The sequence below is a fragment of the Cellulomonas sp. PSBB021 genome (genome assembly GCF_002240455.1).
In the GTDB taxonomy this organism is placed as follows: domain Bacteria; phylum Actinomycetota; class Actinomycetes; order Actinomycetales; family Cellulomonadaceae; genus Cellulomonas; species Cellulomonas uda.
In genome coordinates this window covers 227310-248300 of record NZ_CP021430.1, presented here as the reverse complement: position 1 = coordinate 248300, position 20991 = coordinate 227310, and the positions used below count along the sequence as shown (strand labels likewise).

At 71.6% G+C, this 20991-nt stretch carries 13 protein-coding genes and 1 rRNA gene; 8 read left to right on the top strand and 6 right to left on the bottom strand.

What is annotated here, in order from left to right:
- Positions 1–69: 69 nt before the first annotated feature.
- The 6 genes from CBP52_RS01085 to glgB all read left to right on the top strand — a co-directional run bounded on the left by CBP52_RS01085 (position 70) and on the right by glgB (position 9018).
- The gene (locus tag CBP52_RS01085; protein WP_094179462.1) at positions 70–1407 is read left to right on the top strand and encodes an ABC transporter substrate-binding protein; all 1338 of its coding nucleotides are present in this window, start codon (positions 70–72) and stop codon (positions 1405–1407) included.
- An 11-nt stretch (positions 1408–1418) separates the two neighbouring features.
- Positions 1419–2390: a carbohydrate ABC transporter permease gene (locus CBP52_RS01080; RefSeq protein WP_094182040.1), complete on the top strand. Its 972-nt coding sequence runs from the start codon at positions 1419–1421 to the stop codon at positions 2388–2390.
- Positions 2387–3223 (top strand): carbohydrate ABC transporter permease, encoded by an 837-nt coding sequence (locus tag CBP52_RS01075; RefSeq protein WP_094179461.1) that lies wholly within the window; start codon positions 2387–2389, stop codon positions 3221–3223. The genes CBP52_RS01080 and CBP52_RS01075 overlap by 4 nt, the downstream gene beginning before the upstream one ends.
- A gap of 56 nt (positions 3224–3279) precedes the next feature.
- A complete protein-coding gene (locus tag CBP52_RS01070; protein ID WP_094179460.1) occupies positions 3280–5835 on the top strand; it encodes a glycoside hydrolase family 2 protein in 2556 nt (851 codons plus the stop codon).
- Positions 5836–5894: 59 nt separating this feature from the next.
- Positions 5895–6734 carry a LacI family DNA-binding transcriptional regulator gene (locus tag CBP52_RS01065; RefSeq protein WP_232514598.1) on the top strand — a complete coding sequence of 280 codons (840 nt, stop codon included), beginning with the start codon at positions 5895–5897 and terminating at the stop codon, positions 6732–6734.
- Positions 6735–6828: 94 nt separating this feature from the next.
- Positions 6829–9018, top strand: coding sequence for a 1,4-alpha-glucan branching protein GlgB (gene glgB / locus CBP52_RS01060; protein ID WP_094179458.1), 2190 nt, complete (start codon positions 6829–6831; stop codon positions 9016–9018).
- Between the two features lie 108 nt (positions 9019–9126).
- Here glgB and CBP52_RS18545 read toward each other — a convergent pair whose 3' ends face one another.
- The 5 genes from CBP52_RS18545 to CBP52_RS01035 form a co-directional block, all read right to left on the bottom strand.
- Positions 9127–12177 (bottom strand): glycosyl hydrolase 53 family protein, encoded by a 3051-nt coding sequence (locus tag CBP52_RS18545; protein ID WP_094179457.1) that lies wholly within the window; start codon positions 12175–12177, stop codon positions 9127–9129.
- A gap of 90 nt (positions 12178–12267) precedes the next feature.
- On the bottom strand, positions 12268–13176 hold the full coding sequence (locus CBP52_RS01050) for a sugar ABC transporter permease (protein WP_094179456.1): 909 nt from the start codon (positions 13174–13176) through the stop codon (positions 12268–12270).
- Positions 13176–14810 carry an ABC transporter permease subunit gene (locus CBP52_RS01045; RefSeq protein WP_094179455.1) on the bottom strand — a complete coding sequence of 545 codons (1635 nt, stop codon included), beginning with the start codon at positions 14808–14810 and terminating at the stop codon, positions 13176–13178. The genes CBP52_RS01050 and CBP52_RS01045 overlap by 1 nt, the downstream gene beginning before the upstream one ends.
- Before the next feature lie 85 nt (positions 14811–14895).
- Entirely contained in the window at positions 14896–16158 is a 1263-nt protein-coding gene (locus CBP52_RS01040) for a maltose ABC transporter substrate-binding protein (RefSeq protein ID WP_094179454.1), read from the bottom strand.
- Between the two features lie 99 nt (positions 16159–16257).
- Positions 16258–18303 (bottom strand): beta-galactosidase, encoded by a 2046-nt coding sequence (locus CBP52_RS01035; RefSeq protein WP_094179453.1) that lies wholly within the window; start codon positions 18301–18303, stop codon positions 16258–16260.
- A 275-nt stretch (positions 18304–18578) separates the two neighbouring features.
- Here CBP52_RS01035 and CBP52_RS01030 point away from each other — a divergent pair, with 275 nt between their 5' ends.
- A complete protein-coding gene (locus CBP52_RS01030) occupies positions 18579–19916 on the top strand; it encodes an ISL3 family transposase (RefSeq protein WP_198303508.1) in 1338 nt (445 codons plus the stop codon).
- Between the two features lie 311 nt (positions 19917–20227).
- Positions 20228–20740, top strand: coding sequence for a GNAT family N-acetyltransferase (locus CBP52_RS18075; protein ID WP_232514597.1), 513 nt, complete (start codon positions 20228–20230; stop codon positions 20738–20740).
- A gap of 121 nt (positions 20741–20861) precedes the next feature.
- Here CBP52_RS18075 and rrf read toward each other — a convergent pair.
- A 5S ribosomal RNA gene (gene rrf / locus CBP52_RS01020) occupies positions 20862–20978 on the bottom strand.
- Positions 20979–20991: the final 13 nt, after the last annotated feature.

Here is a 20991-nt window from a genome sequence, read left to right as displayed (position 1 = left end):
CGTTTGGGCGACGATGCCCTCCACCCACGGCCGGCACGCCGACGTGCCGGGACGACGAGAGGATCACCGATGTTCCCTCACCACCGACGGCGCCGGCTGCTGGGCCTCGCGGCCGCGAGCACCGTCCTGGCCCTCACCGCGGCGTGCTCCGGGGGTTCCGACGACCCCTCCGGCGACTCGACGCCCGACGCGGACGCGACCCCCTCCGGCGCCATCACGGTGCTCACCTGGCGCACGGACCTCGTCGAGGACGGCACGTTCGACGAGTACGTCTCGCAGTTCAAGGCGAAGTACCCCGACGTGACCGACGTGAAGATCGAGGGCATCACCGACTACGAGGGCGAGGTGAAGACGCGCATGAACACCGACAGCTACGGCGACGTGCTCGCGATCCCCGGCTCGGTGACCCCCGACCAGCTCGGCGACTTCTTCGAGCCGCTGGGTGACTACGACGAGATGGCGAAGGAGTACCGCTGGATCGCCGACAAGACGTTCGAGGGCACGTCCTACGGCATCCCCGTCGTCGGCAACGTGCAGGGCATCGTCTACAACACCAAGGTCTGGGCGGCGGCCGGCGTCACCGACTTCCCGACGACGACGGAGGAGTTCCTCGCGGACCTCGAGGCGATCAAGGACGCGGGCATCAAGGTCGCGCCGCTCTACACCAACTACAAGGACAGCTGGCCGCTGTCGCAGTGGGACGGCGCGCGCGGGGCGGTCACGGCGAACCCGGACTACGTCAACGAGATGACCCGGACCGACACGCCGTGGACCGACGAGTCCGACTCGGGCGTCATCGACGGCCTGATCTACGACGTCGTCGCCCAGGGCCTGACGGAGGCGGACCCGACGACCACCAACTGGGAGCAGTCCAAGCAGCTCCTCGGCACGGGCGAGGTCGCGACCATGGTGCTCGGCTCGTGGGCGATCCCGCAGATGCAGGCCGCGGCGGAGGCCGCCGGGGCGAGCGCCGACGACATCGGCTACATGCCGTTCCCCGCGCAGGTCGACGGGAAGTTCCACGCGGTGGCGGGCGGTGACTACAACCTCGGCATCAACGTGCACTCGAAGAACAAGGTCACGGCCCGCGCCTGGATCGACTGGTTCAACCACGAGTCGGGCTTCTCGGAGTCGCAGGTGGGCCTGTCGCCCATGATCGACGGGACGGTGCCCGCGGCCCTCCAGGACTTCGTCGACGAGGTCGAGCTCATCACCATGAACCCGGCGCCGGAGGGCAAGGAGTCGCTCTTCGCGGACATCGACACGGCGTCCGGCATCGTGACGACCGACCCGAAGTACCGCCAGAAGATCGTCGACGACGCCCGCTCGGGCGCACGCACCAAGCAGCAGGTGTTCGACGACCTCAACGCCGCGTGGGCCGAGGGCCGCGCGGAGGCCGGCGCCTGAGGACCCGCCCCGTGACCACCGCTGACACGGGCCTGCAGGGCCCGACGACGGCGGCCGCCGTAGCCGGCCGCGCCCCCGGGAGCTCCTCCCCGGGCGGCGCGGCCGCGCCCGGGCGGCGCCGGCGCCGCCGGTCGACGCCCTACCTGTTCCTGCTCGTACCGGTGGCGCTGCTCCTGCTGCTGACGTACGTCCCGGTCGTGAACATGGTCTGGTACTCGTTCACCGACTGGGACGGGCTCGACAAGACCAAGGAGCTCGTCGGGTTCGACAACTACACCGAGGTGTTCACGGACCCCGAGAACCTGCACGTGTTCTACGTGTCCCTGTACTACTTCGCGGCGTCGTTCGTGCAGATGGTGCTCGCGCTGTACTTCGCGACGATCCTGTCGTTCCGGATCCGGTTCAAGAACCTGTGGAAGGGCATCCTGTTCTTCCCGTACCTCATCAACGGCGTCGCGATCGGCCTGATCTTCCTCAACTTCCTGCGCCCCGAGGGCGGGCTCGACACGGTGCTGATGTCGCTCGGCCTGGAGTCGCTCGTCCACCAGTGGACGGGTGACCCGGACATCGCGAACGCGACGCTCGCGAGCGTGTCGGTGTGGCGGTACATGGGGCTGAACTTCGTGATGTTCCTGGGCGCCATCCAGTCGATCAACGCCGAGGTCTACGAGGCCGCGGAGATCGACGGCGCGAGCCGCTGGCACGAGTTCTGGTACATCATCCTGCCGTCCATCCGGCCGATCGTCGGCCTGTCCCTGATCCTCGCGATCTCGGGCTCGCTGTCCGTGTTCGAGATCCCGAAGGTGATGACCGACGGCGGCAACGGCACGGAGACGTTCGTGATGCGCACGGTGTGGATGGCGTTCAACCGCAACATGGTGGGCCTCGCGTCCGCGATGGCGGTCGTCCTGCTGCTCGTCGTGCTGGTCGTCACGTGGGTCCAGCGCAAGGTGCTCCCCGACGACGAGGTGGACCTCACATGACCCGTACCCTCACCGCCGGCCTCGCGAGCACCGCGAAGTACGTGTCCCTGGTGCTCGCGGCCCTCGTGATGCTCCTGCCGCTCGTGCTGATCGTCATGGGCTCGTTCAAGACCAACCAGGAGTTCCTCGCGACCGGCCCGTTCACGGCCCCCGAGAGCTGGACCGACCTGTCCAACTACGCGACCGCGTTCACACGCGGCGGCATGGCCCGCGGCTTCGTCAACACCGTGCTGATCTTCGCGGTGGCGATCGTCGGGACCATCCTCATCGGCGCGGCGACCGCGTACGCGCTCGACCGGTTCCGGTTCGTCGGCCGCCGCGGCGTGCTCAACCTGTTCCTGCTCGCGACGCTCGTCCCGGGCGTGACCACGCAGGTCGCGACGTTCCAGATCATCAACTGGCTCGGCCTCTACGACAGCCAGGCCGCGCTGATCCTGCTGTTCATGGGCACGGACATCATCTCGATCTACATCTTCCTGCAGTTCGTGCGGAGCATCCCGCGCTCGCTCGACGAGGCCGCGACGATCGACGGCGCGGGCCACCTGCGCATCTTCTTCCGGATCATCCTGCCCAACCTCAAGCCGGCGATCGCGACGGTCGTCATCATCAAGGGGATCGGGATCTACAACGAGTTCTTCCTGCCGTTCCTGTACATCACCGACCCCGAGAAGCGCCCCATCTCGACCGCGCTGTTCGCGTTCAAGGGACCGTTCGGCTCGCAGTGGGAGGTCATCTGCGCGGGCGTCGTCATCACGATCGTGCCGATCCTGCTGCTGTTCCTGTTCCTGCAGCGGTTCATCTACAACGGCTTCACCTCGGGAGCGACCAAGTAGCGCACGACGACGAGACCTGGACCACCCGCTCACCGCGCACCACCCGGAGCACACCCATGACCTTTCCCGACCTCGCCGACGGCTGGCTGCTGACCGCCACGGCGGGCACGCCCGACGACCTCGACCCGGCCCTGGCGGCCGCGCTCACCACGGGCGTCCCGACCACCGTCCCCGGCACGAGCCACACCGCGCTGCTCGACGCGGGGCTGGTCCCGGACCCGTACCTCGACCGCAACGAGGAGGCGCTCGCGTGGATGCGGCACGTCGACTGGCGATACGAGCGCCCGTTCGAGGAGGCGGCGCCCGCCGACGACGAGCGGGTCGACCTCGCGTTCGACGGCATCGACACGGTCGCGACGGTGGCCCTCGTCACCGGCGGCGAGGCGCACGTCCTCGGCCGGACCGCGAACCAGCACCGCTCCTACCGGTTCGACGTGCGCGCGCTCGTCGGCCGTCCCGGCACGTCGCTGCGCGTGGACCTCGCCTCCGCGCTGCACCACGCCGAGGCCGAGGAGGCGCGCCTGGGGCACCGACCCCTCGCGTACCCGCAGCCGTTCAACATGGTGCGCAAGATGGCGTGCTCGTTCGGCTGGGACTGGGGGCCGGACCTGCAGACCGCGGGCCTGTGGCGGCCCGTGCGCGTCGAGCGGTGGCGCGTCGCGCGGCTCGCGCAGGTGCGGCCGGTGGCCACGCTCGCCGCGGACGGCACCGGCCGGGCCGAGCTGCACGTCACGGTCGAACGCTCCGGGCTGCCCGGCGGCGACGCGCCGCTGACGGTGCGGGCGCAGGTCGCGGACGTCGTCGTCACCGCACCGGTCGCGCCCGGGGAGAGCACGGCGACGCTCGTCGTCGAGGTCCCCAATGCGCCCGTCTGGTGGCCCGTGGGCCACGGCGACCAGCCGCTCGTCGACGCGAGCGTCACCCTCACGACGGCCGACCACGGCGAGCTCGGCCGCTGGCACCGGCGGCTGGGCTTCCGGGACGTGCGGCTCGACCGCGGCCGCGACGAGCACGGCACGCGGTTCACGCTCGTCGTGAACGGCCGTCCGGTGTTCGTGCGCGGCGCGAACTGGATCCCCGACGACCACCTGCTCACGCGCATCACGCGCGAGCGCCTCGAGCGCCGCGTGGACCAGGCGCTCGGTGCGCACCTCAACCTGCTGAGGGTGTGGGGCGGCGGCATCTACGAGTCGGACGACTTCTACGACGTGTGCGACGAGCGCGGCGTGCTCGTCTGGCAGGACTTCCTGCTCGCGTGCGCGGCGTACCCGGAGGAGTCCCCGCTGCTCGAGGAGATCGAGGCCGAGGCGCGCGAGAACGTCGTGCGCCTCGCGTCGCACGCGAGCCTCGTGCTGTGGAACGGCGGTAACGAGAACCTCTGGGGGCACGAGGACTGGGGCTGGAAGGACGAGCTCGGCGGCCGGACGTGGGGACTGCGGTACGCCACGGAGCTGTTCCCGGCGCTCGTCGCCGAGCTCGACCCGGCACGTCCGTACGCGGACAACAGCCCGTACTCCCCCGGCTTCGCGCCCGACGTGGTGCACCCGTGCGACCCGGACCACGGTACGCACCACCAGTGGGAGGTGTGGAACCGCGTCGACTACACGCACTACCGCGACGACGTGCCGCGGTTCTGCTCGGAGTTCGGCTTCCAGGGCCCGCCCACGTGGGCGACTCTCGAGCGCGCGGTGCGCGACGAGCACGGTGCGCTCGTCGTCGACAAGGAGCACCCCACGTTCCTGGCCCACCAGAAGGCGGAGGACGGCAACGGCAAGCTCGACCGCGGCCTCGCGCCGCACCTGGGCGTCCCCGAGGCGTTCGCGGACTGGCACTGGGCGACGCAGCTCAACCAGGCGCGCGCGGTCGCGTACGCCACGACGCACCACCGCTCGTGGTGGCCGCGCACCGCCGGGTCGGTCGTGTGGCAGCTCAACGACTGCTGGCCCGTGACGTCGTGGGCCGCCGTCGACGGCGACGAGCGCGTCAAGCCGCTGTGGTGGGCGCTGCGGCACGCCAACGCGCCGCGTCTGCTCACCGTGCAGGAGCGCGACGGCGCCCCCGTGGTCGCGGTGGTCAACGACACGGCGGACGCGTGGACCGGGCGGCTGGCGGTCTCGCGGCAGACGTTCGACGGCGACGAGCGCGCGTCCGCGACCCTCGCGGTCGACGTGCCGCCGCGCGAGGTGCGCATCCTGCCGCTGCCCGACGACGTCGCGCGCCCGCAGGACGTCGCGCGTGAGGCGCTCGTCGTGCGGCTCGACGACGCGTCGAGCGTGCACCTGCTCGCCGAGGACGTGGCGCTCGACCTCGACCCCGACCCGCTGTCCGCGAGCGCCACGCCCGTGCCCGGCGGGTACGCGGTCACGGTCACCGCGCGCTCGCTCGCGCGCGACGTGACGGTGCTCGTGGACCGGCTCGACCCGGCGGCGACGGTCGACGACGCGCTCGTCGACCTCCCCGCGGGCGCGAGCGTCACGTTCCACGTCCGCACGGACGCGGTGCTCGACCTCGACGCGCTGACCTCGCCGCCCGTGCTGCGCAGCGCCAACGACGTCGTGGTCCGCGCGGCCCGTCCGGCGGTGGCGTCCGGCGCCCCCGCCGCCGGACGCTGAGGTCCGGCACGGCGCCGCCGGCCCCGGTCGGGCCGGTGCCCGCCGCTAGGCTCTCGACCGTGACGCACGCGGACGCCGTCGGGCTCGTGCTGGCGCGGCCTGCGCGCCTGCTCGGCATCGAGCCGTTCTTCGCCGAGCTCATCTCGGGCATCGAGGAACGGCTGTCGACGGAGGGCCGTTCGCTGCTGCTGCACGTCGTGCCGGACCACGAGGCGGAGATCGCCGCGTACCGACGCTGGGCGTCGGGCGGGGTGGACGCGGTCGTCGTCGTCAACGTCGCGCTCGTCGACCAACGCCTCGAGGTGCTCGCCGAGCTGGGCATCCCGACGGTGGTCGTCGGCGGCCCGACGCGCGACCTGCCGTTCTCCCACGTGTGGATCGACAACGCGCGCGCGATGCGTGACGCCGTCGCGCACCTCGCGGCTCTCGGGCACGAGCGGCTCGCGCGCGTGTCCGGTCCCGCGACGCTCGCCCACACGCAGGCGCGCACCGACGCCTTCGTCGCGGAGTGCGAGCGGCTCGGCGTGCAGGGGGTCGTCGTCGAGGGCGACTACCTCGAGGAGTCCGGTACGCGCGCGACGCGCTCGCTGCTGGGCCGCGGCTCCCCGCCGTCGGCGATCGTGTACGACAACGACGTGATGGCCGTCGCCGGCCTCCAGGTCGCGGGCGAGATGGGCGTACCGGTCCCCGAGCGGCTCTCGCTGCTCGCGTGGGACGACTCCGCGCTGTGCCGGCTCGCGCACCCGCCGCTGTCGGCGATGAGCCTCGACGTGCACGCGATGGGCGGGCAGGTCGCGGACTGCGTGCTCGACGTGCTGGCGGACGGCCCGGTGCGCTCCTACACGGCGCCGCTGCCCCGCCTCGTCTCACGCGGCAGCACGGCCCCCGCATCGCGCTGACCCGGGCGGGTCCCGCGGTCAGGAGCGGGGCGTCCGGGCAGGTCACGCGGCGGGTACACCTGCGGACCGGCGGAAGGGGTGGTTGGCTAGGCGTATGAGCGCGACCGCCCCCACCCCGGTCCCCGCCGAGCCCGACACGCTGCACGCGGTCGCCAACGGCACCTGGTACGACCCGCACGGCGTGCTCGGCCCGCACCCGGGCGACGGCGGCGTCACGATCCGCACGCTGCGCCCCCTGGCCGACGCGGTCGTCGTCATCACCCCGGACACGCGGGTCCCCGCGCGCCACGAGCAGGACGGTGTGTGGGTCGCGGTCCTGCCCGGTGAGGACGTCCCCGACTACCGCGTCGAGGTCACGTACGGCGACACGACGACGCTGCTCGACGACCCCTACCGCTTCCTGCCGACGGTCCAGGAGCTCGACCGGCACCTGATCCGCGAGGGCCGCCACGAGGAGCTGTGGGAGGTCCTCGGCGCCCACGTGCGCACCTACCCCGGCACGCTGGGCGAGGTGCACGGCACGTCGTTCGCGGTGTGGGCGCCCAACGCGCGCGCGGTGCGCGTGGTCGGCGACTTCAACTACTGGCAGGGCGCGACGCACGCCATGCGGTCGCTCGGCGAGTCCGGCGTCTGGGAGCTGTTCGTCCCCGGCGTCACCGCGGGAGCGCGCTACAAGTACGAGATCCTCACGCCGGACGGGTCCTGGCGGCAGAAGGCCGACCCGATGGCGCAGGGCACCGAGGTCCCGCCCGCGACCGCGTCCGTGGTCGTCGAGTCCGCGTACACGTGGGGCGACGACGAGTGGATGACGCGCCGCTCGCAGAGCGACCCGCACTCAGGCCCGCTCGCGGTGTACGAGGTGCACCTCGGCTCGTGGCGCGCGGGGCTGTCCTACCGCGAGCTCGCGCACCAGCTCACCGAGTACGTGCTCGAGACGGGCTTCACGCACGTGGAGCTGCTGCCCGTCGCCGAGCACCCGTACGCGCCCTCGTGGGGGTACCAGGTCACCGGTTACTACGCCGCCACGTCACGGTTCGGCCACCCCGACGACCTGCGCTACCTCATCGACACGCTGCACCGCGCGGGCATCGGCGTGATCGTCGACTGGGTCCCCGGCCACTTCCCCAAGGACGAGTGGGCCCTCGCGCGGTTCGACGGCACGCCGCTGTACGAGCACCCGGACCCGCTGCTCGGCGAGCACCCCGACTGGGGGACGTACATCTTCAACTACGGCCGCAACGAGGTGCGCAACTTCCTCGTCGCGAACGCCGTGTTCTGGCTGACCGAGTTCCACGTGGACGCGCTGCGCGTCGACGCGGTCGCCTCGATGCTGTACCTCGACTACTCGCGCCAGCCGGGCCAGTGGCGCCCCAACCGGCACGGCGGCCGCGAGAACCTCGAGGCGATCGCGTTCCTGCAGGAGACGAACGCGACGGCGTACCGCCGTGCACCCGGCACCATGATGATCGCCGAGGAGTCCACCGCGTGGCCCGGCGTGACGGCCCCCACCGACCACAACGGCCTCGGGTTCGGCCTGAAGTGGAACATGGGCTGGATGAACGACACGCTGCGCTACCTCGCCGAGGAGCCGGTGCACCGCCGCTACCACCACGGCGAGATCACGTTCTCGCTGGTGTACGCGTTCTCCGAGCGGTACGTCCTGCCCATCTCGCACGACGAGGTCGTGCACGGCAAGGGCTCGGTGTACGGGCGCATGCCCGGCGACCACTGGCAGAAGTGCGCGGGTGTGCGCTCGCTGTACGCGTACCAGTGGACGCACCCCGGCAAGCAGCTGCTGTTCATGGGCCAGGAGTTCGCGCAGGCCGACGAGTGGACCGAGGCGCACTCGCTCGACTGGTGGTCGCTGGAGGACCCGCTGCGCGCGGGCGTGCACCGCATGGTCAAGGACCTCAACGCGCTGTACCGGGCGACGCCCGCGCTGTGGCAGCTGGACCACACGCCCGACGGGTTCGAGTGGATCGACTCCGACGACGCGGACCACAACGTGCTCGCGTACATCCGCAAGGGCCACGAGGGCACGCCTCCGGTGGTCGCGGTGGTCAACTTCTCGGGCGTGCCCCACGAGCGCTACCGGCTGGCCCTGCCCGCGGGCGGCACGTGGCGCGAGGTGTTCAACACCGACGCGCACGAGTACGGCGGCTCGGGCGTCGGGAACCTCGGCGCGGTGGACGCGCTGCCGGACCCGCACCACGGCCGGCCGTACTCCGCGCTCGTGAGCCTGCCGCCGTACGGCGCGATCTTCCTGCAGCCCGGCGAGCGCTGACCGGGCGGTACCAGGCACCCTGGGGGGCCGCTCGCGCGGCGGTCCTGCGGGGACGACGAGGGGCGGTGACCCTGCGGTCACCGCCCCTCGTCGTGCGTCATTCGTGCGTCATCGGACGCGGACGGTCACCGTGGCCGAGGCCGCGGTGATCCTGTCCGTGCCCGCGTAGCGCGCCTCGATCAGGTACGAGCCCGCGGTCCGGCCCGCGAGCGAGACCTTGACGACACCCGAGCCGTCCGACGGCAGGCCCACGACCCGCGACCTCCCGCCGATCGTCACACGCACCGTGCCGGTGGGCTTGACGCCCGCCGACGTGACCTTGACGGTCAGCACCACCGGGGCGCCCGGCCGCACCGTGCTGCTCGCGAGCGAGAGCGACACCGTCGGCGTCACCTTCGTGACCTTGAGCGTGCCCGCGGAGACCGTCCGCGGCCCGACGTTCGCGTCGCCCAGGTACTGGACCTTGACGGCGTGGGACCCGACCGCCAGGCGCGGGGCGGTGACCGACGCCTTGCCCTTGCTCGCGGCCGTGAGGGTCACGCTCTTGCTGTAGCTGCCGATGGAGACCCGGACCTGCCCGGTGGCCGTGGTCGTGCCGGCGTCGACGACGACGTCGACCGTCGGCTGCTGGCCCGCGGTGATCGTCTTCGCCCGCAGCGTCCCGGTGACCACCGGGGTGATCCTGACGACCTTGAGGGAGCCCACGGACGCCGTCCCGGGCACCACGCGCACGTCGCCGCCGTACTCCACCGTCACGGGGTGGGTCCCGACCGGGAGCTCGGGGAGCACCAGGGTGATCGCGCCGTCGTTCCCGGGGCGCAGGGTCCCCGTGACCGTGCTCCCGCCAACCGTGACCGTGACGTCACCCGTGGGACGCGCGGTCGTGCCGGCCGCGACGCGCACGGCGACCTCGCCGCGCGTACCCACCGGGACCGACGCCGGCAGGAGCGTCGCCGTGATCGTCGGCTGCGCGTCCGGGGAGACGACGAGCGCGGCGACCGCGTCACGGACCAGCGCTGCGGCGGCCTCGACGTCGTCCTGAGGAGCGAGGTCGCCGCCCGCGAGGACGACCCGCCCGATCTCGACCGCACGGTCGAGCGCCGCGACCGTCGCCGGCGTCCAGCGGCCGCGCAGCACGTCGCCCGCCTCGTCGAGCGCCGCGACCAGCTCGGTCGTGTCGGACGGCTCGACCTTCTCCGTCAGGGAGAACGCGTCGAGCCACGCCCACGCGCCGGCCTGCAGGTCCCACCGCGCGCCGACCGTGACGGTGCCGGACGCGCCGACCTCGACCTCGACCGACGGGGTGTTCCACACCTTCCACCCGTCGAGCGCGAACGGCGCGGACACCGTGCCCTCGGCGGTGGTCGCGACCAGCTCGAACGTGTCGTCGGTGGCCTCACCGTCGCCCTGCGTCGTCGCGGACAGCACGTACGTCCCCGGCGTCAGGCCGGTGACCTGCTGCGTGACCGACCCGGTGTGGTCGCCCGAGGACCACAGGTTCACGCCGTAGAAGCCGTCGTACACGTCGCCGGAGTCCTTCCACTCGACCTTGACGTCGGTGCCGGAGTCCGTGAGCGTCCACTCGGGCCAGCCCCACGTCTCGAAGCTCGGGTTCGCCACGTGGTTCACGCCGGACGAGACCGCCAGGACCACGACGGACGCGGTCGCGGCGTCGCCGTCGGCGGTCACGCCGGAGACCGTGTAGCGGCCCGGGACCGTGATCCAGTCCACGGAGTCGCTCCACGTGACCGCGACGTCCGCGCTGTCGCCGTCGTTGTAGTGCACGCGCACCGTACCCGGGAGCTCGACGTCCTCCCCCTGGTCGACGGTGACCGACGCGGGCTCGACCGACGACGCCGCGCGCGGCGCGGTCGCGCCGGTGCGCACGTAGTCGAACACGCCGAGCGACGGGAGCGGCACGCCGTCGACGTCGAACAGCGCCTGGTTGTCCACGGCGGACCCGCCGTACCACTGCGCGGCGTCGTCCTCGTACTCGCCCGCGAAGCTCGTCGCCCAGCCCGAGCCGTGCGCCTCCCACAGCGACGCGTTGTCCTGGGTCGGGGTCCCGACGGGCAGCCACGCGGGCTCCCAGTAGTAGACGCCGATGCCGGCGTCGCCGACCGCGTGCACCGCCGCGACCACGTCACGGAACGCGGTCGCCTGGCCCTGCGGGCTGAACGGGTAGCGCGGGTTCGTGTCGTTCTGCCCGCGGCGCACCGTGTTCGCGTGCCCGTCGCCGTCCTCGAGCGTGTACGCCCACGACGTCTCCGCGACCATGACCTGCTTGTCGTGCTCCGTCGCGATCCCGGACAGCACGTCCGTGAGGTTCGTGAGCGAGCCGTGCCAGAACGGGTAGTACGACGACGCGAAGACGTCGTAGTCCACGTCGTGCTCCGCGAGCTCGTCCGCGATCCACGCGTACGAGCCGGCCTTCTCCGGGTTGGTGAAGTGCAGCGCGACGAGCGCGTCGGGGAACACCTCGCGCACCGCGCGGCTGCCGGCGTCGAACAGCTGCGCGACCTGGCCCCAGTCCCAGTCGGCGTCCGCGACCCACACGCCGGACATGCCGTTGGTGGTCTCGTTGCCGACCTGCACCATGCGCACGTCGACACCCGCCGCCTCGAACCGGCGCAGGCTGTCGGCGGTGAAGTCCTCGACCGCGTCGGCCTTCTGCTCGACGGTGAAGCCGTCCCACGCCTTCGGAGCGGACTGCTTGCCGGGGTCCGCCCAGAAGTCCGAGTAGTGGAAGTCGACGAGCACACCCATGCCCGCGGCGGTCGCCCGCTCGCCGATCTCCACCGCGCGCTCCACGTCGACGGTGCCTCCGCCGTAGCCGTGGCCCTGCGCGTCGTACGGGTCGTTCCAGACGCGCACGCGCACGTCGGTCACGCCCGCCGCGGCGAGCGTGGCGAACAGGTCCGCGGGCCGCCCCGCGGCGTCGCGGAACACCACGCCGCTCTCCTCGAGCGACAGCACCGACGAGACGTCGACGCCGGTCACGAAGTCGGCGGGCAGGCCGGCGACGGGCTCGACGACGACGCCGGCCGCGACCGGTCCCTCGTCGGCGGACGCCGCGAGCGGCGGGGACAGGACCAGGAGCGAGCCGGCCGCCGCGAACGCGGCCCACCGGCGTGATCGTGCAGTCAGCGGTGCAGACACGAGTGGTGTCCCTTCGTCGGTCGTTCGGTAGGACCGGTCCCGCCGCCCGCACGTCAGGGGGCGTGCGGCGGACGGCGGGACCGGAGCGTGTCAGCCCTTCACGGAGCCGGCGGTCAGGCCGCCGACGATGTACTTCTGCAGGAAGAGGAAGAGCATGAGGACGGGGAGCGCCGCCAGCACGGCGCCTGCCGCGAACAGGCCCCAGTTGGCGTTGAGCTGGTCCGAGACCCACCCGTACATCCCGACCGCGAGCGTCCAGTTGCTCTCGGACGTGAGGATGACCCGCGCGAGGATGAACTCGCCGAACGTCGAGATGAACGACAGCAGCCCGACGACCGCGAGGATCGGCGTCACGAGGCGCAGGATGATCGTCCAGTAGATCTGCGAGTGCGAGGCACCGTCGATCTTCGCGGCCTCGTCGAGCTCGCGCGGCACGCTGTTGAAGAAGCCGTACATGAGCAGCGTGTTCGACCCGAGCGCGCCGCCGAGGTACACCGCGATGAGCGCGAGCTTGCTGTTGAGGCCGAGCACCGGGATGACCTCCCCGAGCGACAGCAGCAGCAGGAAGATCGCGACGAACGCGAGCATCTGCGGGAACATCTGGATGATGAGCAGGGTGGTCAGGCCCGTGCGTCGGCCCGAGAAGCGGAACCGCGAGAACGCGTACGCGGCCGCGGCCCCCATGAGGACCGACCCGATCGCCGTGGCCGTCGCGACGACGAGGCTGTTGCCGGCCCACTGCCAGAACCGCGTGGCGTCCAGCGCCTGGTAGTTCTCCGCGGAGACCGAACGGAACAGGCTCGTCGAGCCCGTGAGCGTGCCCCCCGCGGCGAGGGACGCGGACAGCACGTACACGAGCGGGAACGCGGCGTACACGACGACGACCGCCGCGACGACGTACTTCCAGCTCACCTCGGCGAACCAGCGGCGGCGCCGGCCGCGCGCCCGCGCCTGCGCGTTGCGCGCCATGACGGAGCCCGGGGCGTGCGTGGTTCCCATCAGTTGACCTCCTCGAGCTGGCGCGTGCGTCGGAACATCAGCGCCGAGATCACACCGATCACGACGAAGATGATGAGCGACAGGGCGCTCGCGAGGCCGTAGTCGGCCCGTCCGCCCGAGACCCCGGAGATCTGGTAGACCATCGAGATCAGGATGTCGGTGTGCCCGAGCGTCGCGGACGTGTCGGTGAACCTCGGCCCACCGCCCGTGAGCATGTAGATCAGCGTGAAGTTGTTGAAGTTGAACGCGAACGACGCGATCAGCAGCGGCGCGGTCGAGACCAGCAGCAGCGGCAGCGTGATCGACCGGAACGTGCGCCAGCGGCCCGCACCGTCGATCCGCGCGGCCTCCTGCACGTCGTCGGGCAGCGACTGCAGCGCACCCGTGCAGACCAGGAACCAGTACGGGTAGCTCAGCCACAGGTTCACCATGACCAGCGAGATCTTGGCGAGCGTCGGGTCGTCGAGCCACTCGATGCGCGCACCGAAGAAGAACAGCTGGTTGACGATGCCGTAGTCGGGGTTCGCGTTGAGCATCCCGCGCCACAGGAGCGCGGACAGGAACGCGGGAAACGCGTACGGGAGGATGAACAGCGTGCGCAGCACGGCCCTCCCGCGCACCCTCGGGTCGTTGTAGAGCAGCGCGAGCACGAGGCCGAAGAAGAAGCTGACGACCACGCTCGCGAGCGCGAACACGAACGTCCACAGGACGATCTTGACCAGCGGTCCGGAGTACGTGTCGTCGGTGAACGCCGTGCCGAAGTTCTCCAGCCCGACGAACACCTTCCAGCCGACCGGGAGCGCGGTGCCGTCGTCGGCCACGAACCGTCCCTCGTCGGTCGCGCGGTAGACGACGCCCGTCTCGGTGTTCGTCATGGTCTGCGCGGTCGCGTCGTACGTCAGGACCGAGCGGTACACCGCGCCGATCGTCGCGTCGCCCGTCCGGATCGAGCCGTCCTGCGCCTCGTCCGTGAGCGGGACCCGCAGCGCGAGCACCTCGTCGGCGAGCACGGCGTCGGACAGGACCTGGCCCTTGGGCACGACCTCCCAGCCGGGGACGGCGGTGACCACGGAGTCGACGACCGTCGCGTCGGCCGCGAGCTCGAGCGGCTGGTCGGCGGCGCCGACCTTGGCGGCCCCGCCCTGCACGACCGCGAATCCCAGAGCGTCGCCCTGGCGGACGATCGTCAGCGGGAAGCTCGGCGAGTCGGGGACCTTCTTCTCGTTCTGGCTGAGCAGCACGTCGACGGCCTGCTCCTGGCTCACGTTGTGGCCGGTGCCGTAGTTCGTGAGCGCCACGTAGCCGGTGTAGCCGATGGTGAACAGCTGGAACACGGCCAGGAACGCCAGGCCCGGGAACAGGTACTTCAGCGGCACGTGGCGCCGCGTGAAGTAGATCCAGTCCGCGAGCACGAGCAGGACCACCATCGCGCCGAGCAGAACCCAGGCACCGTTCACGAAGGCGGACCAGACCGCCGCGAGTCCGAGCGCGTTGATGACGGCCATGAGGCCGAGCTTCGCGAGGAACCCGACGCCGAAGCCGTTCCAGGAACGGGCGTGGGACTCGCGGGCACGCCGCGGTGGCGGCGGGCTGTCGCCGGCGATGGCGGCGGCGAACGACTGCTGGGTCGACATGTCTCCTCCGGAGGCGGGTCGGGTGCGGGAACGGGAGGGTCGGCGGCGCGGGCTACGCCTGCGGCCGCGCCGCCGACCCGGTCCGTCAGCCGAGCTTCGCCTCGAGGTCGGCCAGCATCTTCGTCCACGCCGCCTCGGGCTCCGCGGAACCCGAGATGATCGAGGACTCGGCCGCGTTCCAGAACTCCCACACGTCACCCATCTCCGGGATCGACGGCATGGGTGCGCCCTGCTTCGCCGAGGCGAGGAAGCCCGCGACGATCGGGTCGGACGCGACCTGCTCCGCGACCGACGTCATCGCCGGCAGACGCGGGTCGGCGTCGTACAGCGCCTTGATGACGTCCGGCGTGGCGACGTAGTTCACGAGGAAGTCGTTCGCGATGAGCTTGCTGTCGCTCTGCGACGAGAGGTAGAACCCCTGGACCCCGACGAACGGGGCGGCAGGCTTCCCGCCGGCCGACGGGATCGGGTCCACGGCGACGTCGACGCCCGCACCGGTGAACGTCGCGATGGCCCAGGGGCCGGCGATCGTGTACGGCGCGTTGCCGTCGGCGAACTCCTGGTTCGCCACGTCGTACGTCCAGTCCGTGCTGAAGTGGCCCTCGCCCTTCATGCCGTTCTCGCCGAGGAACTTCGCGAACGCGAGGCCCGCGTCGCCGCCCATGCCGATCTCGTTGGTGTACGAGCCGTCCGCGTTCTGCTGGAAGACAGGAGCGCCGAACGAGGTCTGCAGACCGTAGTACGTGTAGGCGTCACCCGTGGTGCCGTTGGTGTTGATGACGAACGGGTACTTGGTCTTCGCCTCCTTGCCCTTGGCGATGAGCTCGTCCCAGGTCGCGGGCGTCGAGTCGACGAGCGCGGTGTTGCGCACGACCGCGATCGTCTCGAGCGCGTACGGCAGGCCGTACAGCTGCCCGTCGTACGTGAACGCCTGCGTCGCGACGCTCTCGAACTCGGATGCCTTCTCGCCCAGGTCGACGGGCTCGGCGACGCCGTTGACGATGAACGAGCCCAGCCAGTCGTGCGCGCCGATCGTGATGTCCGGGCCCTCGCCGGTGGGGACCTGGGCGAGGAAGTCGGCGCGGATGTCCTCGAAGTTCTTCACGACGAGCTCGACGTCGACGTCGGGGTTCGTCTCGTTGTAGATGTCCACCGCGGCCTGGACGGCCGGCTTGCGGTTCTCGTCGACCCAGATGGTCAGCGAGCCGGTCGCGCCCGCGGGGGCCGCGCTCGTCTCGGGGGCGGCCGGGGCCGTCGTCGCGGCCGGGGTGTCACCGCCGCTGCTGCAGGCGGCCAGCATCGTCACGGCTGCCAGCACGGCCGCCGAGCGGAACAGGGTCTTGCGCATGAGGGTCCTTCCGGTAGGTGCCACAGCGTTGCCCCTGGGTGACGCGACGCTGCGACGAGGTGAACCGAACTGCAACGGACGCGCGTGGCGCCCGGGGCTCTACGGTTGGCCATCACCTCCGAGCTGCGGGGTCGTCGTGCGCAGCACGGCGACCGAGCCGGCGGGGATCACGACCGTCCCGGTCACCGTCGTGGCGCCGAGAAGCTCCTGGCCCGCACCGAGGTCGACCTTGACCTCGTCGGCGGTGTGGTTGATCGCGACGACGAAGTCCTCGCCGTCGCCGTGCCGGGTGACCACCTCGACGTCGAGGGGCAGCCCCGAGGACTCCAGGCCCGCGTCGGTGTACACCGCCGCGAGCACCGGTGCGAGCTCGTCGATGCCGAGCCGGGTCGAGACGTACCAGCCCTGCCCGGCCCCGTGTGCGTGCCGGGTGATCGCCGGGCCACCTGCGGCCGGTCCGTCGACGTACGTCCCGACGACCTGCGCGCCGTGCAGCACGAGGTCGTCCTGCCACACGTCGGCGGTCAGCGTCACGGGTTCGCCGCCCTCGGGCGCCCAGCGGACCGTCGCGCTGTCGCCCGCGCGCAGCGGCAGGAACTCCTCGACCTCCACGCCGAGCGCGTCGCGCAGCGGGGCGAGGTACCCGCCCGCGTGCACGGCGTCGTGCTCGTCGACGACCGCCGAGAAGAACGACACGAGCAGCGTCCCGCCATCCTCGACGTACCGCGTGAGGTTGTCGGCGTCCGCCTGCCGCAGCAGGTAGGACGCGGGCGCGACGACGAGGCGGTAGCCGGACAGGTCCTGCGACGGGTGGACGAAGTCGACGGTGACACCGTCGCGCCACAGCCGCTCGTAGTAGGCGCGCACCCGCTCCTTGTGCTGCACGTCCACCGACGGGCGCCACTCGAGGTCCTGCGCCCAGAACGACTCCGCGTCCCACAGGATCGCGGCCTGCGCCCGCACCCGCGCACCGCGCACCGGTGCCAGCGCGCGCAGGTGCCCGCCCAGTTCGACGACCTCGCGCCACACCCGCGACGACGTGCCGGCGTGCGGCAGCATCGCCGAGTGGAACTTCTCCGCACCCGAGCGCGAGGCCCGCCACTGGAAGAACAGGATCCCGTCGGCGCCGCGCGCGAGGTGCGACAGCGAGTTGCGGGCCATCTCCCCCGCTCGCTTGGCGACGTTGCGCGGCTGCCAGTTCACGGCCGACGTCGAGTGCTCCATGAGGATCCACGGCGCACCGCCCGCGACCGACCGCGTGAGGTCGGCGGCGAGCGCCAGGCCCACGTGGTTCCGCTCGTCGGCCGCGGTGAGGTAGTGGTCGTTCGAGACGACGTCGACCTCGCGGGCCCACGCGAACAGGTCGGTCGTCGGGCACTCGTTCGCCATGAAGTTCGTGGTGATCGGCTGCGTCGCGTGAGCCCGGATCGCGTCGCGCTCCGCGATGTAGCACGCGCGCAGCTGGTGGTCGCAGAACCGCGCGAAGTCGAGCTTCTGCGCGGGGTTGCCGACCGTCGGAGTCGGCTGCGGGGGCGAGACGTGCGCCCAGTCCGTGTAGTGCTGCCCCCAGAACGCCGTGCCCCATGCCGCGTTGAGCGCGTCGAGCGACTCGTACCGCGCACGCAGCCACTCGCGGAACGCGACGACCGCGTTCTGCGAGAAGTCCTCGCCGACCGGCGCGCCGTACTCGTTGTGCACGTGCCACATCACGACCGCCGGGTGGTGCGCGTAGCGTGCCGCGAGCCGCGACGCGATGCGCACCGCCGCAGCGCGGTACTCGGGCGAGCTCGGCGAGGCCATCCCGCGCGACCCGAAGCCGAGGACCGTCCCGTCCTTCGCCACCACGCGCGCCTGCGGGTAGGTGGCGAAGAACCACGCGGGCGGCGACGCGGTCGGGGTCCCGAGGTCGACCGCGATGCCGTGCGCGTGCAGCAGGTCGAGCACCTCGTCGAGCCACGAGAAGTCGAACTCCCCCTCCGCGACCTCGATGAGTCCCCAGGAGAAGATCCCGACGCTCACCAGGTTGACGCCCGCCTCGCGCATGAGGGCCACGTCCTCCTGCCACACCTCACGCGGCCACTGCTCGGGGTTGTAGTCGCCACCGAACGAGATCGCGCCACCGGTGGGCCAGCTCGCAAAGGTCATGACACTCCGTCGTATCGCCCCGGCACATCCCTGTGCACGGTCACCGCCTGTGAACGTGCACATACTAAGCACGACGGGCCTGAGAACCGGAAGCCCCCGGCCCGTCCTGTCACCTCATCGTTACCCACCTGTGATCGTGCACAGCCCCAAACCGGCTCTTCGCAGATCCGGTGGGGGTGTCGCGACGCGCCGGTGAGGCGGGTTGCGTGGTGATGTAGGTCGAGGTCCTCAGGATCGGTAGCGACCAAGCAAACCGTTCCACGAGGACCTCGACGATGCCCAACGCTACGGGGTGCGCCGCTGGCGCGCCCGCATCTGACCCCTGCCCGCGGTGCGAGGTGCTGCTCGGCCTGGACGGCGTGCAGGTGGTGGGCGTCGAGCGTGACGACGGGCGCCTGCGGGTCACGGTCCAGACGCCGTGGACGCTGATGGGCTGCCCGGACTGCGGGGTCGTTGCCCCCAGTCGGGGGCGACGCACCCGGGTCCTTCACGACGTGCCCGGGACGGTCCCCGTCGAGATCGTGTGGCGCCAGCGCCGGTGGGCGTGCCCCGATGCGGGCTGCCCGCGGCGCACGTTCAGCGAGCAGGTGCCGACCCTGGTCACTGCGCGCGGGTCGATCACGACGCGGGCGATCTCCTGGGCGATCAGGCAGCTACGCGCCGAGCACGCCACGATCGGCGGTCTGGCCCGTCAGCTGCGCGTGGCGTGGTGGACGCTGTGGCGGGTCGTCAAGCCGCGTCTGGAAGACCTGGCCGCCGATGAATCCCGGTTCGCCGGGGTGGGGACTCTCGGGGTCGATGAGCACGTGTGGCACCACACCCCGCACAAGACCTCCACCAAGGGGCCGGCGATGTTCACCGGGATGGTCGACCTGACCCGTGACCAGGACGGACGCGTCCACGCCCGGCTGCTCGACCTCGTGCCGGGGCGCACCGGCAAGGCGTACGCGACCTGGCTGACCGACCGCACGGCCGCGTTCCGGAGCGGGGTGAAGGTCGCCACCCTGGACCCCTACCGCGGCTACGCCAACGCGCTGCGCGACGAGTTGTCCGAGGCGGTCCCGGTCCTGGACGCGTTCCACGTCGTCAAGCTCGCCGCCCAGGCGATGGACGAGATCCGCCGCCGCGTCCAACAAGCCACCCTCGGGCACCGCGGCCGCGCCGGCGACCCGCTCTACCGGATCCGCAACATCCTGCACCGCGCCGCGGGCGAGCTGACCGAGCGGCAGTGGGCCCGGCTTCTCGACTGCCTCGAGCGCGGCGACCCCGGCGACGAGGTGCTCCTGGCCTGGCAGTGCTACCAGCAGGTCCGCTCCGCCTACGCCGCCGTAACTCCCGCCGCCGGCAGGGCCATCGCCGAGCACGTCGTGGCGAGCTTCGCGTCCTGCCCGATCACCGAGATCGCCCGCCTGGGCCGCACCCTGCGCCAGTGGAAGGACACCTACCTGGGCTACTTCACGACCGGCGGTGCGAACAACGGCGGCACCGAGGCGATCAACGGGATCATCGAGCTGCACCGACGCATCGCCCGCGGCTACCGCAACCCCGACAACTACCGCCTGCGCATGCTCCTCGTCGCCGGCGGACTACTCCTCCCACCGGATCTGCGATGAGCCCCCAAACCACGCAAACCCTCCAACCCATCCGCTGCCCGCCTGGCGCCCGCCACCCCGCCGACCCCGCCGCACCGGCCCGTCTGGCCCCCGCCGCACCGGCCCGTCTGGCCCCCACCGTGGAGTCGCGGGCCTCTCGGGAAGTCGTGCAGTCGTACCCACGAGTTCCCGACAGACGCACGACCTCACAAGGGACGCACGAACCCTTGGCGGCTGGGCGTTCCGGCGGGGATGGGCATCGGACCGACTGCGCGCAGCCGACCACACCGCACCGGCGCCACGACACCCCGCGCGAACGGCAGCATGGAGCTGTGAGCACCGAGACCGGCGAGCCCTTCGTCATCCGCGCCGCCACGTTCAGCGACTCGGCCGGGTGCGCGTACGTCCACCACACGTCGTGGCTCGAGACATACTCCGCGCTGGTGCGCGCGGCCCACTGGCAGTCCGACACCCTCGCGCGGCGGGAGGACGCGTGGCAACGCTGGCTCGACGACGGCGCGGTGGTCACCGTCGCCCAGGCGCACGGACGGGTCGTCGGCTTCGCGATCGCCGGGGCGGGGAGGCAGGTCGGTGACCATCAGCCGGTGCGCGACCGCGAGCTCCGCTCGCTGTACGTCCTCGGGGCACACCGCGGGACTGGCATCGGCCAGGCGCTGCTCGACACCGTGCCGGCCCCACGCACGCCGGCGCAGCTCTGGGTCGCCGAGAGCAACCCGCGCGCGCCGGTTCTACGAGCGCAACGGATTCGCCGCCGACGGCGCCCGCTTCGTCGACGACAGCGTGCGCCTCGCCGAAGCTCGCCACGTGCGCTGAGCCGCACCTAGCGACAACCCCACACCCCGTTGCAAGCCCCCCAGCCGGCCGAGGCACAGCGGGGCCCGGAACGCGAATCCGCCCGGAAAACAGAAGAAGCCACCCCGTGTGGGGTGGCTTCTTCTGAATGGTGTCCGGCGGCGTCCTACTCTCCCACACCCTGGCGAGTGCAGTACCATCGGCGCTGAAGGGCTTAGCTTCCGGGTTCGGAATGGGACCGGGCGTTTCCCCTTCGCTATGACCGCCGTAACGTTGTCGAGTT

What these genes read in the sequence shown, in the direction of transcription:
- CBP52_RS01070 (WP_094179460.1), top strand. Translation starts at nt 3,280, where the DNA reads ATGACCTTTCCCGACCTCGCCGACGGCTGGCTGCTGACCGCCACGGCG.
- CBP52_RS01085 (WP_094179462.1), top strand. Translation starts at nt 70, where the DNA reads ATGTTCCCTCACCACCGACGGCGCCGGCTGCTGGGCCTCGCGGCCGCG.
- CBP52_RS01045 (WP_094179455.1), bottom strand. Translation starts at nt 14,810, where the DNA reads ATGTCGACCCAGCAGTCGTTCGCCGCCGCCATCGCCGGCGACAGCCCG.
- CBP52_RS01035 (WP_094179453.1), bottom strand. Translation starts at nt 18,303, where the DNA reads ATGACCTTTGCGAGCTGGCCCACCGGTGGCGCGATCTCGTTCGGTGGC.
- CBP52_RS01030 (WP_198303508.1), top strand. Translation starts at nt 18,579, where the DNA reads ATGCCCAACGCTACGGGGTGCGCCGCTGGCGCGCCCGCATCTGACCCC.
- CBP52_RS01075 (WP_094179461.1), top strand. Translation starts at nt 2,387, where the DNA reads ATGACCCGTACCCTCACCGCCGGCCTCGCGAGCACCGCGAAGTACGTG.
- CBP52_RS01040 (WP_094179454.1), bottom strand. Translation starts at nt 16,158, where the DNA reads ATGCGCAAGACCCTGTTCCGCTCGGCGGCCGTGCTGGCAGCCGTGACG.
- CBP52_RS01050 (WP_094179456.1), bottom strand. Translation starts at nt 13,176, where the DNA reads ATGGGAACCACGCACGCCCCGGGCTCCGTCATGGCGCGCAACGCGCAG.
- glgB (WP_094179458.1), top strand. Translation starts at nt 6,829, where the DNA reads ATGAGCGCGACCGCCCCCACCCCGGTCCCCGCCGAGCCCGACACGCTG.